A 14,018-nucleotide genomic window follows, 5' to 3' on the forward strand; every position below is an offset into this window, starting at 1 on the left:
GCAACTCAAAGCCATTCCAGGTTTTGGCTGAGCATGACAGTCGGATTGGAGAGGTTTGGTTTGCGCTATTCGGGTGGTTTTTTATTATGGCTATCTGTTGATTGGTATTGGTGATTTTTGGTTGGTTCAGACATCTCTGCCTGTGTTCGTAAACAAATAGAATGAATCATCAGCGAGGCAGGAATAACTGGAAACTTATTTCAATTGATGCCAGTTTTTATCTGCCCCAGTCATTCCAAAATAGCTATCGATTAAAGATAATTCGCCGGAATTCCCGGTGTAAACCCGAGTTATGCAAATGTTAATGCCGATGTCCCCTGCCTGGATTCGCTACCACCACATAGCCGTTGGCGTGTCTGCGAAAAAACGTATTGCCGGCCACGTAGTAAGGCAAGCCCCGTGCATAGCTCACGCGATTAAAGCGGGGCAAATGACCAATCACAGCGCCTATCGGTGCGGTGACGGCAACGTAGCCATGCCGGGAAGGCCGATAAAACGATCCATTGGAATAAAAGTATTCGCCCGCGTTGGCGTACACTCTGGAATAGCCTCTGGGAATGGGTATAACGGCGTGACCCGGATTGTAATTGCGCTTTTCATGACGATAATCGGACTGGTGCGAAACAGGATTTTGTTGCCACCGTGTTGCACCATGCCCGTCATGCCGAGAGTTCCGCCAATCGTCGGCGACAGCACTGTGCTGGCTCAACATGACCAGCAAACCGATACCCAAAATATATTTGATATTAAGCTTGTTCATAACAGACTCCTTAACACACGCTATTGGTTTTAAATTGCGGCGCCTTGGTTGCGCCGCAATTTTTGATTAACCGGACTATTCCGTATTAATCGTCTGATCGATCTTTTCTTTCTTGATGGCGTTTTTGCCATTTTTCGTGGCGCTGCTTTTTGAGTTCTTCAAACTTCGCCATCTGCTCAGGATTCAATACAGTCTGCATACGCTGATCGGTTTCCTGACGCAGCGCTTCGCGCTTGGCCTGTTGTTCATCAAAGACCTGCTTCAACTGCTCTTTTTGCTCGGTGCTTAAATCCAATTTCTTGGCTAAACGTTCGACTCTGTCGCCCTTATGGCCTTTAAAATCGCCGTCATGTCCGCCTGGGAAGGCTGCCACGGTTAAAGGAAGCGCTAAAGCCAATACGATGGTGATGATTTTTTTGTTCATGATCAATCTCTCATTAGTTAAGGGAAGCGAAACGGCTTTTCTCCGTTTTCGAGTTCTACTCTAACAATGAAAATCGCAAACAATAGGGAGCAATTGAGGAAAGATTGTGCAAGTTAATCTTGGCTTGCCGGTTGCCTGTCGTAACGGTACCCGGCGCCATACACCGAATGCACCAGCTCCTGGCCGGGCAACAGTTCCGTCAATTTTTTGCGGAGTTTCTTAATATGGCTATCTATGGTGCGATCGGAAACGATACGCTGGTCCGGATACACCAGATCCATCAATTTGGAACGGGAAAATATATGCCCGGGTTGCCGGTATAAGGTTTGCAATAACTGAAATTCCACCGCTGTCAACTCGATTTCTCGCCCTTCGGCCATGACCCTGAAGCTATTACCATCCAGCGCCAATAGATCGGCATGGTTCTCCGGGCTTGCTTGCGGCTGTAAGCGGCGCAACACCGCTTTGACCCGGGCCACCATTTCCCTGGGGCTATAGGGCTTGCAGATATAGTCGTCGGCACCCATTTCCAGGCCCAGCAAGCGGTCGATTTCCTCGACGCGCGCGGTAACCATGATGATGGGCAGCTGACTAAAGCCACGAATTTCCCGGCATATCGACAAACCGTCGCGACCGGGCAACATTAAATCCAGCAACATCAGATCCGGATGCTGCTGCTTGACCCAAGGCAGCACCGTATCGCCGTGACTCAATATATCGGTGGCGAAGCCGGCATTCTGCAAATAATCCGCTGCCAACTTGGCGAGTTTTTGTTCGTCTTCGACAATTAGAATGCGGTTAATCCGTGTCATCATTTTGCTAAAGGAAATTCAATCACAATGGCCAGCCCGCCCAGCTCCGAAGCCTGCGCCCGGATACTGCCGTTATGCGCCGCCACAACATTACTGCATATTGCCAGACCGAGCCCGGCACCGCCGTGGTTTCTATTCCGCGAACTTTCGACTCGATAAAACCGCTCGAATAATTTATCCAGTTCCTGTTCAGCCACGCCGGGCGCGCTATCGGCAATGCTGATGATTAACTTTTCCGCGTGATTCGATACCCTGATCACAATTTTGCCGCCGCTATCGCTATAGTTGAGACTATTTTTTAGCAAATTTCGAAACAGTTGCGACAAACGATCGGCATCGGCATACAGGCTAGCCGCATTTTGGCCCGAATTGATCACCTCGACCTGCAAGTGTTTGGCGGCAAACTCCGGCGCTAGCGTCGCCAAATCCGCCTTTAAAACCTGCAGCGGTTCTATCATGGCCTTTCGATACGTCAATGCGCCTTGATCGGACAAAGCCAGTTGATACAAATCCTCCGTCAAACGATTCAAGCGCATCACATCGGCCAATAACGAATCGATAGCTTCCGGAATCATAGGCCGAATCCCGTCCTGCAAGGCCTCCAGTTCGCCGCGCAAAACCGACAAGGGCGTGCGCAATTCATGCGAAATATCGGCCACCCAACGCCGCCTGGCCTGTTCAGACTGTTCCAGCGCCGCGGCCATGTCATTAAAATCGCGCGCCAATTGGCCCAATTCGTCTCCGGATTCAACCGGTAAGCGGATGGCGTAAACGCCCTTGCCCAATTGTTTGGTAGCTTCGGCAATACGTTTGATAGGCCTGCCCAACAGATAAGCCAGCAGCATCGCCAACAAGGCGGAAAGCACGACCATCAACAAGGCAATCCAGGCGAATGCTTGGGTTTGCCGCTCCATAAACCGCAAGTCGCCAATCTGGTTGTCCGCCCGGCCAGGCAACAGGCCCAAATAACCGACCACTTGGCCCTGATGTTGGATCGGCTGTAGCGTCAATTCCGGCAACCGCTCCATCCGCCCAAAAATGATCGACCGGTCCGCGGCCAATAACATCACGCGCATTTCCAAAGGAATAAAGTGCCGTTTGCGCTCAAGTTCCTCGTCGACATCGGGCGGCCAGCGATCGACGGGACCAGCTAAAGCCTTATTCATCCAAAAAGGTGGATGTCGGTGCCGGTGACTATCGGATTGCACCAGCAATTCTATCCATTGTCGCTTATTAACCGCCAAAGGCGTCCAACCGCCGGCATCGGCATAATAGTCGCCCAAGGCCTCAACCAAGTTTTCGACCCGCTCATGTTGCCGCGACTCAACCCATTCATTAAAGCCCCTATCCAACGACCAGCGCATAAATAAATACATGCCGGCCACCACCAGCAGGGTAGTCAACAGAAAGGTCAGAAATAATTTGACACGAATGGATTGGCGCACGGCATTACTCAACGATTTTGCCCATCATTATGAACTGCAACTGTGCAAAAACTATGAAATTAATGCCAGACGGCCTGCAGTTGGCCTAAAATGCAGCGTCAACATAAATTTTCAGGGCATTTTATGCATATTCTCGGCGTGGATATAGGTGGTTCGGGCATTAAAGGTGCCGTTGTCAATACGGCAACAGGTGAATTGATAACAGAGCGGCATAGAATCGAGACGCCCCAACCCGCCACCCCGGAAGCGGTGGCAGCCGTTTTAGCCCAACTGGTTCTGCATTTTAACTGGACCGGCCCGGTCGGCTGCGGCTTTCCGGCCGCCATTCAGCACGGCGTGGCCAGAACGGCATCGAATATTTCCAAAGCATTCATAGATACCGATATCGATGCACTATTTTCAGAAGCCACCAACTGCCCGTGTTCTTGCGTCAATGACGCCGACGCCGCCGGCATGGCTGAAATGCAATTCGGCGAAGGCGCGAATCAATCCGGCGTGGTGTTATTGGTAACCATAGGCACCGGCTTGGGCTCCGCCCTTTTCACGGATGGACATTTAATACCCAATACCGAACTAGGCCACGTATATCTGGATAATGGCATGGAGGCCGAACATTACGCCTCGGATGCCGTGCGCAAAATTGAAGACTTGGGCTGGAAATCCTGGGGCAACCGCTTCAACGCCTATCTGACTTTGATGGAAAACCTGTTTTGGCCCGACTTGATTATTCTGGGCGGCGGCGCCAGTAAAAAGTTCGACAAATTCAAGGAACAACTCAAAGTGGAAGCACCGGTTAAGACCGCCGCCTTTTTAAACCAGGCCGGCATAGTGGGTGCGGCCCTGTTTGCAAAAACCAAACTTTAACTATAGCCGCGTTTTTCGGGAAAAAGCCGTCAGTGCAATGTCCGACATTATTCGATTCGATGAGGTCAGCGTCACTGTTCAGGACAAAACCCTGCTTACCCAAGTCAGTTTTACCCTAAGAGCGGGCGAAAAGGCGGTGTTGTGCGGCAAATCCGGCTCCGGAAAAAGCACTATTCTAAAAACCCTGCTGGGCATGTACAGTCTGGCGGCAGGTAAAATTTATTTCGATAGCCAGCCGTTAACCTCAAAATCGGTGCAAAGCGTACGCCGTTGCACCGCTTACATCGGTCAGGAGCCGATACTCGGCGCCGACACGGTTCGCAATGCGCTGTTGCTGCCGTTTCAATTCAAATCCCATCGCCACCTGCAGCCCTCGGATCACCAGCTGAAACAGGTGTTGCAACGGCTGCAGTTACCTACCGAACTATTAAGCCGGGACTGCGCCGGCATCTCTGGCGGCGAAAAACAAAGGCTAACCTTGGCGCGCGGCCTGTTATTGGATAAAACCGTTTACCTGCTGGACGAAGTGACCAGCGCCTTGGATCAGGAAAGCAAACAAGCGGTATTCGAGGTCTTTGCCGACCCGCAACTGACGGTGCTGGCAGTCGCTCACGACACCGAATGGCTGGAACGTAGCCAGCCTGTGTTTGAAATGCATGCCGGGCGACTGACCCAAACGAGGTGACATGGAAACCCTGGATATATCGCTAGCGCGCATGGCCTTGCTGTATGGGCTTTGCTTGCTGCCTTGGTCGTTGCTGTGGTTGATAGGCGCCCAATTGAGCCGGGATATAGGTCTGAGCATATTGCGCATGACCCTGCAATTAGGGCTGGTGGGAATTTATATCAAGACCTTGTTTACCTTAAACCACCCCTGGTTAAACGCTGCCTGGATCTTGATTATGTTGATCGTGGCGGATTTCAGCATATTGCGCCGGGCCGGACTCAGAGTGCGTTATTTTCTGCTGTCCTGCTTTACCGCCGTTGCCGTCAGCATCCTGCTATCCACGGCCTATCTGGTGGTGTTGATTATTCAACCGGCGCATTTTTACGATGCACGCTACATCGTGCCCTTGGCCGGCATGATTCTGGGCAATTGCATGCAAGGCAATGTCATTGCCCTGGAACGTTTTTTTTCGGCGGTCCGCAAAAACCAAAACGAATACACCACCTATTTAATGCTGGGCGCTAGCCGCTGGGAAGCGTTGCTGCCGTATTTTCGCCAAGCCGTCAAAGCCGCCATTAATCCGAGCATAGCCAATATGGCCACCATGGGCTTGGTATCGCTGCCCGGCATGATGACCGGACAAATCCTGGGCGGCAGCGATCCCTGGATAGCGGTGAAATACCAAATCGCCATCATGATCTGCATTTTTACCAGCACCACGCTGGCCACCATCATCAATCTGAAATTAAGCCTGCCCATCGCCTTTAACGATTTCGACATGTTAAATGAACAGTTGTTTGCCGACTGCAATCGCTGATATAGCTGCCGTTGACGCCGATGGATTTAAAAGTCCTGGTTAGGCCCTAATCCGTTGCTGTAGTGGATGCCGGCGAAATTTTACATCCGTATGCTCAGCGAATGACAGCTATCCGGTAAGCAACGTTGAGTCGTGTGAGGCTGGACTCGGCCAATACCAGGCTGTGATTGCCCAATTAAACACATCAATTATGTGTCCTCTGTGTTGGATTTAGCAGACGTACATATTTTACAGCGCCCATAAAACTATAATGTTTTCAGATCTCGGTTTCACTGATACACGAATATATAGATATAGTCCGTTAGCTATGGCTTGCTTAACAATCTAAGGTCGATGATGGCACCCAGCATGAAGATACACAGTTTGCGAAAGCAAACCGATTTCCTTGTTTATTTTCACCCGCTTGGCGTTTCATCAATTCTGTCGATGGCACCATTAATAAACTTCATTTCACGCAATACTAGCCCTTGAGTATTGTGTGCCCAGTTAGTTAACTTACGGGAACGGCCATGAAAACACTTAGAAAATTGGGTATCGCAATAATGCTGGTAAGTTCGCAAGCCTTTGCGGACGGCAACTCACACTTTGATGTATTGGCCGAATTGGATACCGGGCCGGGCAATGTCACGGCAACAGCCAATGGCCGAATTGTGATGAGCCAACATCAGTTTTATCAACCGCAATACTCCGTAGTGGAATACACGGACCACAAGCTAATCCCTTTTCCCAATCACGAATGGTCGGCGGCCGATTCGACTGCGATTATCAAGCTCGATTCGGTGTTGGGTATACGCTCGGATGCCAACGGCACGGTGTGGATGCTGGATAACGGCATGCGTAGCGGTGTGACACCCAAGTTGGTCGGCTGGAATACCAAGACTGATAAATTGCATCGACTGATTTATTTGCCAACGCCGATTGCGCCCAAGGACGCTTTTGTTAACGATTTTGCGCTGGATGCCACGCACAATCATGCCTTCATCAGCGATCCGGCCGGTGGCGGCAATGCGGCATTGATTGTAGTCAATCTCTACACCGGCGCGGCGCGGCGGGTGTTGGAAGGACATACCAGCGTTGTACCGGAAAACGTAGACCTCATCATCGACAACGTGCCGATTCAAGTTAAAACGCCGACGGGTGAATTGGTGAGGCCGCATATTGGTGTCAATCCCATCACCGAGGATTTGGCTAACGAATGGGTCTATTTCGGTCCGATGCATGGCTTGAGTCTGTATCGGGTTAAAGCCGCTGATTTGATCAACGAGTCTTTAACAGCACAACAGCTAGCCAGTCGCGTGGAACGCTATAGTGGCAAACCGATCTCGGACGGTATCAGCATCGATAAAAATAACAATATCTATCTGGGCGATCTAGCCAACAATGCCATCGGCGTGATCGGTAAGGATCGTAAATATCGGCAGCTGGCACAATGTCCCAGACTGTCCTGGGTCGATTCACTTAGCTTTGGCCCTGACGGACTGTATGCCGTGGTCAATCGCCTGCATCGTTCGGCAACCCTCAACGGCGGCGATGCGCAATCCAAACCGCCCTACTATCTGTTGCAGGTGAAAGCCTTGGCGACTGGTCTGCCGGGCCGCTAAAGCACAATTGCATTAGAAGCTATGCCTCGGCCTATTGTCATGATCTGTTCGCGCAGCCAGCAATGGGCCGGGTCTTTCTCCCGCAACGGATGCCAAATCATCGCCAAATCGTAGTTCGGTAGATTGAGCGGTACCGGCAAAATATTCAGTGCCACCAGTTTCCGAAATTGCGCAGCCAATCGATAAGGTAAGGACAATATCATATCGGTTTCCGCCACGATTAACGGTGCCGATAAAAAATGCGGCACGATCAAATTGATGCGCCGCTCCAGCCCCAGTTCTGCCAGTTTGGCATCGATTAAACCAACCTGACTGCCGGTACGTGAAATCAGCATGTGTGCTGCTGCCAAATATTCATTCAATGAGGGCGCATCACGGATTTTAGGATGCTCTTCACGCACCACACAGGCCATCATATCGACAAACAAATGTTCGCAACATAACTGGGTTGGTGGCTCCAAAACCGAAGAGAAGCCTAGCACCACGTCCAAACTGCCATTTTCCAATTGCGTCACTGGAAACACCGATTCGGTTCGTTTGATATGGATGTCGACGCCGGGTGCGGCTTGCTCGATCAAACGGGATAACGCCGGTAACAGCAAAAATTCCATGTAATCGGTGGCGGCAATCGTAAAGCGGCGTTGGCTGGATGCCGGATCGAAAGCTTGCGGCGGTTCCAGTAGTCTTTCCATTTCCAGCAGCAGACCCCGCACGGGCGCCACTAAAGCCACGGCTCTATCGGTCGGCTGCATGCCGCCTGGGGTTTTGACCAGTAGCGGATCATCCAATTGCTGGCGTAAACGATGCAGAGTATGACTCATCGCCGACTGCGTGACGAACATGCGCTCTGCCGCACGGGTGACATTGCGTTCCTGCATTAATACATCGAAAGCCAACAATAGGTTCAGATCGAAGTTGCGGAGATTGGACATATTCAATCCTCACTGAAAAACAGACTTCATGGTAACCAAATTTCTGAAGCTCCGGCATGAACAGTCCTGATAGCGGGATGAAACTTATACATTTAACAAGCGGACGCATTCTCTCTACCTTATACAGCGAGCGCGTCGACTAGCCAAAAAGGTTTGAACTTCCCCCCAAGGGTTACCAGCGGTGGGCGACGCGCCCAAATGATCATGCGACGACTGTCGTTCACTATAAGACATGATGGGAGAATCTACTATGTCCGCGCAAATTCCAATTTCAACGTTTAAACCCTATCGAGGCGAGAAAGCCCGATTAGTCAGGGCTTACGATTATCTTATCCTGGTCCTGGCACTGTTTTTATTCATTGGTTCATTTCACCTGCATTTTGCCTTGACCGTCGGCGATTGGGATTTTTGGGTCGATTGGAAGGACAGACAATGGTGGCCGTTGGTGACACCGTTAATCGGCATTACCTTTCCGGCCGCCGTGCAAGCCGTATTGTGGGATAAGTTCCGTTTACCGATGGGAGCTACGCTATGCGTCGCCGCGTTATTGCTAGGCACTTGGGTTGCCCGCGTATTTGCCTATCACTATTGGAATTTTTTTCCTATCAACATGGTATTGCCGGCGACCATGGTGCCCGGCGCATTGGTATTGGACACCTTGTTGATGCTCACCAACAGCCTGACCATCACCTCAATTTTTGGCGGTGCTGCGTTTGCCTTGCTGTTTTACCCCACCAACTGGCCGATCTTCGGCATGTTTCACCAACCGGTCGAAGTGGCCAATAGCCAGCTCACCATTGCCGATTTGTTTGGTTTTCAATACATCCGCACCGGGATGCCGGAATATTTGCGCATCATCGAACGCGGCACTTTACGCACTTACGGCCAGTATGCGACGCCGCTGTCGGCATTCTGTTCGGCGCTGCTGTGTTCACTGATGTATCCGCTGTGGTGGCATATCGGCAAGTGGTTTGCCAGCACCCGTTACCTGGCCAAAATTTAAGGAGCAGCCAACATGAAAACGCAATTTAAAACTTGGCTGTTAGCCTTTATCGCTCTCACAGTATTGTCCGGTTTGCCCATGTCGTCCGCCTTGGCTCATGGCGAAAAAGCCCTGGAACCCTTCATCAGGATGCGGACTATTCAGTGGTACGACGTGCAATGGTCCACGCAAAAATTTAACGTCAACGATGAAGTCAGTGTCAGCGGCAAGTTTCATGTCGCCGAAGATTGGCCTATCAGCGTACCAAAGCCGGAAGCCGCTTTTTTAAATATATCCACACCAGGGCCGGTACTGATTCGCACCGAACGGTATCTGAACGGCAAGCCCTGGACCAATTCGGTGGCCTTGCAACCGGGCGGCGACTATGACTTTAAGGTGGTCCTAAAAGGCCGTTTGCCAGGGCGCTATCACATTCACCCTTTCTTTAATCTGAAAGATGCCGGCCAAGTTATGGGCCCCGGCGTTTGGCTGGAAATCGGCGGCGATCCCGGCGATTTTACCAATACCATTAAAACCATTAACGGTGAATTGATCGATATGGAGAGCTTCGGCTTTGCCAATGGTGTGTTCTGGCACCTGTTTTGGGGGGCATTGGCGGCCGCCTGGCTGTTATGGTGGGTGCGGCGGCCCTTGTTTATCAGCCGTTACCGCATGTTGGATGCCGGCTTGGAACATGAACTGATTACGCCACAGGATAAGTGGATTGCCAAGTTGGTGTTAGTCGGCGTACCGATCTTGGTATTGGTGCTGAATAGCGTCACCGCCAATCGTTATCCGGATGTCATTCCGCTGCAAGCCGGCTTGGATCAGATTCTGCCGTTACCGGCGCAAGTCAATGCCGGCACCGTGAATGTCGACACCCTGAAAGCGGAATACAACGTATCTAAGCGCGCGATGGTATTGCAGGTAAAGGTCGATAACCGTAGCCAAGGCGCGGTGCGGATTGGCGAATTCGCCACTTCTAACGTGCATTTCCTGAATGCCGATGTGTCCAATGTCGGTTATATCCATCGCAAGGATGATGTCAGCAACAATGGCCTGACCTTGGATAACAATACATCGATCGCGCCCGGCGAGCAACGCTCTGTCACCATTGAAGTGCGCGATGCAGCCTGGGAGTCGGAGAGGCTGGACGGTCTGATCCGAGATGCTGATTCCCGTTTGGGCGGCTTGCTGTTTCTTTACGACGACGTGATGGGGAAACGTTATATCTCCAGCATTTCCGCCGCCGTCATTCCCAAATTCATTTAATTCAGGAGCAACAATCATGGCTACCACGACAGAACACGTTAGCTTAAGTACCGAAACCCCCAAATCATTGCCTTGGTATTTGATCGACCTACCCAAATATTTAAAGGGCTTTGGCCTATTAACCGTTATCTACGTTAGCTTGCGCTTGTATCAGGGCGCCTTTGCCGTAGCGCACGGTTTGGATTCCAGCGAACCTGCCTTCGAGCAATATTGGATGCGGCTGTTTTATATTGAACTGGCGGTTATCGCTGCCGTCGCCAGCGGCATTTGGGGTTACTTATGGACCACGCGCGACCGGAATTTGGATCAACTGGAACCCAAGGAAGAAATTCGCCGCTATTTCACGTTGACGATGTGGATCAGCATTTACACCTTCGCCGTCTATTGGGCGGGTAGTTATTTTGCCGAACAGGACAACTCCTGGCATCAGGTGGCAATCCGCGATACGCCATTTACCGCCAATCACATCATCGAGTTTTACTTTAACTTCCCGCTGTATGTGATCCTGGGCGGTTGTGCCTGGCTGTATGCCAGAACTCGCCTGCCATTGTATGCCAAAGGCATCTCGCTGCCGTTGACCCTGGCGGTGTTTGGACCGTTCATGATTTTGGTCAGTGTCGGCTTTAACGAATGGGGGCATACCTTCTGGTTTAGAGAGGAATTCTTCGCCGCGCCAATTCATTGGGGATTTGTGATCGGCGTTTGGTTCGCCTTGGGCGTCGGCGGCATTTTGTTGCAAGGGGTTACTCGGTTGATTGAACTGCTGGATAAAATCGAAGACGCCGACTAAGTCCATCATGAGTGTTTCCATGATACTTAGCGCACCCCGCCGTGTGAATTATGCCTGGATCGTATTGGCGGTGACCTTCCTGTGTTTGTTTGTCGCCGCCGCGCTCCGTGGTTTGCCCGGCATCTTGATGCTGGGACTGGAACAGGAATTCGGTTGGAGCCGGCCAGCGATCAGCGGTGCGGTATCGGTCAATTTACTGGTGTTTGGGTTTTCCGGACCATGGCTGGGTCGATGGATGGATATCTACGGTCCGAAGCGGGTTTGCGTCATCAGCATTGCGCTATTAGCCCTGGCCGCCGGTGCTTGTGCGTTGATGGACCAACTCTGGCAGTTCTATTGTCTATGGGGCTTGATCGCCGGGATAGGTTCCGGCGGTACGTCCATTGTGCTCGGTTCGGCATTGGTAAACCGCTGGTTTCGGGAAAGACGCGGCTTGGCGCTAGGCGTCCTGGGTGCCGCTTTTTCTTCCGGACAGCTGATCTTTACGCCGTTGGCGATGCAGATCAACACCGATTTCGGCTGGCGGCCGGCGCTGCTGATTTTAGCGGGTCTGTTGGGGATACTCGTGTTGCCGCTGGCTGTATGGTTATTGGCGGACGAACCCGGCCAAAAAGGCCTAAGTGCTTCGGGTGCTCAAGCCATAGAACATTCCAAACTGTCGGATGACGTGAGTGCCATGCGTGATGTCGTCGTTCGAAGCCCGTTTTGGCTGCTTGCCATAAGCTTTGCGATCTGCGGCTTTACGACGTCCGGTCTATTTCAAACCCATCTGATACCGCATGGTATCGAGCACGGCTTTACCGAAATGACCATGGCGATGTCACTAGGATTGATGGGCGCGACCGACATTGTTGGAACCCTATTCTCCGGCTGGCTGTGCGATCGTTTCAACCATCGCAAACTGCTGGCTTTTTATTACGCGCTACGCGGCCTGTCATTGATCGGCTTGCCTTATGTTGAATCCACCGAGCAGTTGATGCTGTTTTCAGTGATTTACGGCTTGAACTGGCTGTCCACGGTGCCGGTGACGTCGACCTTAACCGCCGACTTGTTCGGCAGGCGCAATGTTGGCGTGGTGTTTGGCTGGATTTGCTGTGCGCATCAAATCGGCGCGGCCGCTGCCGCCTATCTTGCAGGTTATCTACATAGCCTATTCAGTAATTACAACCTGGCTTTTATTTGCTCGGGCGCATTTGCATTATTAGCGATGCTGATTGTCACAAGAATTCGCGAATAATCCGCTATTGAATTACATACGCGAGCAAAACAGGCTAACTTTTTGTATATTCAACGCTCGAACCCTATGAACTTAACGCACCGTTAGCAATATGTGTAACAGTTACTGATCAACGTTTGACGTTTGGATTGCCCGAGCCCAGTCCACACACTTTATGCCCGATGATGTGGCTGAATTGGAAGCCGTACTTTGGGAGACTCTCACACAGGAATCAACACCTGCCATTTGGCGTATTGGCAAGGCTTCAACACAGGAGGATACTTAGAGATACCCTTTACCAAATATAAGGAATGATCATGACCACAACAATAAAACTTAAATGGCTGTTAGCGCTGGTGATGGTTTTTGGCGGATTTACCCTTTATAAATTATTTGAGGGGCTAGCTCATAATCCTGCATACCAAGAATATGAATGGGTATTCAAAATCATTTCTGAGTTTGGTTTATTTATATCAGTGATCGTTTCAGCCGGTTATTTTCATCATTGGTTTATCTCGGCTGAAGAACATAAAGAAGCAGAAATACGTTTACGCGATACGCTGGGACAATATGTCGATAGCGTTTTAATAAATTCCGTTAAAAGGGGATTCTTGGGAATTACCAATAAAGAATTCGATTTTAGCCAGATTATGCAAGGACTAAAGCCGGGGGATTATGTCTATTGGCTGATAACCTTCGATCCTCGTTTCAAGAATAAATCACGGGAACTGGAAAATGCAATAAAAACCGGCGTACATTTCAGAATGCTAATTTTAAAATCTGATAGCAGAAGTGGTGAGTTACGCGCCCAGGAAACCAATGGCTTTAATCCGCAAGAATTCAATGAATATTCCAAATTATTCAAAGTCTCGCTGGAAGATGTGATCAGCCGCATCAACGACACCGTAACAGGTTCTCTGGGTGTTTTCGTCTACGACGGCCTGCCAAGCCTACCGCTGTTTATTATTATCCGTAAGGAATCCAGAAAAGTGGAAGTATTTAACAGTTTTTACCTGACAGAGCCGGTATCAAAAATGCCTTATCTTCATTGGGAAACCGAGATAAAACTTGGGACTCAGGAACTCTTCGAATCTGATCACTGGAATATGTCTGAGCTGTTTCTTACTTATTTTAAGATGCGTTGGGAAATGGAAAAAGACAAGTTATATCCAAGCACCCAGGAAGATGAAATTAAGGACTTCATCTATGCTCCTGCAGCAGCTAAACAAAAATGCACTGAACTGGTTACTTTCAATTAACCGCGCTTAAACATTTACCGGTGCATGATTTACCGCACCAAATCTGCAAACTAATGGGGTCAAATAAACTAATGTAAACTAATGGGGTCAGGCCTTACAATTGACATTCATGGTTTATTACCATACTCTGCAGTGAACTCAATTCAGATGGATTTTTTTGGTGGCGAGACCTTTACG

The 14,018-nt window shown here is 50.4% G+C and carries 14 protein-coding genes; 9 read left to right on the top strand and 5 right to left on the bottom strand.

The features are described from left to right. Positions 1 to 301: 301 nt before the first annotated feature. The 4 genes from M0R33_RS21275 to M0R33_RS21290 form a co-directional block, all read right to left on the bottom strand. The gene (locus M0R33_RS21275) at positions 302 to 760 is read right to left on the bottom strand and encodes a DUF6515 family protein (RefSeq protein ID WP_292573974.1); all 459 of its coding nucleotides are present in this window, start codon (positions 758 to 760) and stop codon (positions 302 to 304) included. Positions 761 to 845: 85 nt separating this feature from the next. Next, positions 846 to 1,184: a hypothetical protein gene (locus M0R33_RS21280; protein ID WP_292573975.1), complete on the bottom strand. Its 339-nt coding sequence runs from the start codon at positions 1,182 to 1,184 to the stop codon at positions 846 to 848. A 113-nt stretch (positions 1,185 to 1,297) separates the two neighbouring features. Beyond that, positions 1,298 to 1,996: a response regulator gene (locus M0R33_RS21285; RefSeq protein ID WP_292573990.1), complete on the bottom strand. Its 699-nt coding sequence runs from the start codon at positions 1,994 to 1,996 to the stop codon at positions 1,298 to 1,300. Further along, positions 1,996 to 3,441 (bottom strand): ATP-binding protein, encoded by a 1,446-nt coding sequence (locus tag M0R33_RS21290; protein ID WP_292573976.1) that lies wholly within the window; start codon positions 3,439 to 3,441, stop codon positions 1,996 to 1,998. Before M0R33_RS21290 ends, M0R33_RS21285 begins: the two co-directional genes overlap by 1 nt. 123 nt (positions 3,442 to 3,564) lie before the next feature. On the opposite strand from M0R33_RS21290, the gene ppgK reads away from it, so the two are divergent. From ppgK to M0R33_RS21310, 4 genes are all read left to right on the top strand, one after another. Then, positions 3,565 to 4,305 carry a polyphosphate--glucose phosphotransferase gene (ppgK, locus tag M0R33_RS21295; RefSeq protein WP_292573977.1) on the top strand — a complete coding sequence of 247 codons (741 nt, stop codon included), beginning with the start codon at positions 3,565 to 3,567 and terminating at the stop codon, positions 4,303 to 4,305. Between the two features lie 37 nt (positions 4,306 to 4,342). Further along, positions 4,343 to 4,990: an ABC transporter ATP-binding protein gene (locus M0R33_RS21300; protein WP_292573978.1), complete on the top strand. Its 648-nt coding sequence runs from the start codon at positions 4,343 to 4,345 to the stop codon at positions 4,988 to 4,990. Position 4,991: 1 nt separating this feature from the next. Then, positions 4,992 to 5,789: an ABC transporter permease gene (locus M0R33_RS21305; RefSeq protein ID WP_292573979.1), complete on the top strand. Its 798-nt coding sequence runs from the start codon at positions 4,992 to 4,994 to the stop codon at positions 5,787 to 5,789. 509 nt (positions 5,790 to 6,298) lie between these two features. After that, entirely contained in the window at positions 6,299 to 7,390 is a 1,092-nt protein-coding gene (locus M0R33_RS21310) for an L-dopachrome tautomerase-related protein (protein WP_292573980.1), read from the top strand. On the opposite strand, the gene M0R33_RS21315 is transcribed toward M0R33_RS21310, so the two are convergent. Continuing rightward, a complete protein-coding gene (locus M0R33_RS21315; protein ID WP_292573981.1) occupies positions 7,387 to 8,322 on the bottom strand; it encodes a LysR family transcriptional regulator in 936 nt (311 codons plus the stop codon). The genes M0R33_RS21310 and M0R33_RS21315 overlap by 4 nt on opposite strands. Positions 8,323 to 8,572: 250 nt before the next feature. Between M0R33_RS21315 and amoA the strand changes: the two genes are divergently transcribed. The 5 genes from amoA to M0R33_RS21340 all read left to right on the top strand — a co-directional run bounded on the left by amoA (position 8,573) and on the right by M0R33_RS21340 (position 13,841). After that, complete coding sequence (gene amoA / locus M0R33_RS21320) at positions 8,573 to 9,325, top strand: bacterial ammonia monooxygenase, subunit AmoA (RefSeq protein ID WP_292573982.1); 753 nt, start codon at positions 8,573 to 8,575, stop codon at positions 9,323 to 9,325. Between the two features lie 12 nt (positions 9,326 to 9,337). Further along, positions 9,338 to 10,576: a bacterial ammonia monooxygenase, subunit AmoB gene (gene amoB, locus M0R33_RS21325; RefSeq protein WP_292573983.1), complete on the top strand. Its 1,239-nt coding sequence runs from the start codon at positions 9,338 to 9,340 to the stop codon at positions 10,574 to 10,576. Positions 10,577 to 10,592: 16 nt separating this feature from the next. Next, entirely contained in the window at positions 10,593 to 11,366 is a 774-nt protein-coding gene (amoC, locus tag M0R33_RS21330) for a bacterial ammonia monooxygenase, subunit AmoC (protein WP_292573984.1), read from the top strand. Between the two features lie 19 nt (positions 11,367 to 11,385). Then, complete coding sequence (locus tag M0R33_RS21335) at positions 11,386 to 12,603, top strand: MFS transporter (RefSeq protein WP_292573985.1); 1,218 nt, start codon at positions 11,386 to 11,388, stop codon at positions 12,601 to 12,603. Positions 12,604 to 12,899: 296 nt separating this feature from the next. Further along, positions 12,900 to 13,841, top strand: a complete 942-nt coding sequence (locus M0R33_RS21340; protein ID WP_292573986.1) for a hypothetical protein — start codon at positions 12,900 to 12,902, stop codon at positions 13,839 to 13,841. Positions 13,842 to 14,018 lie beyond the last annotated feature (177 nt).

The organism is Methylomonas sp., from assembly GCF_023228165.1.
Taxonomy (GTDB): Bacteria; Pseudomonadota; Gammaproteobacteria; order Methylococcales; family Methylomonadaceae; genus Methylomonas.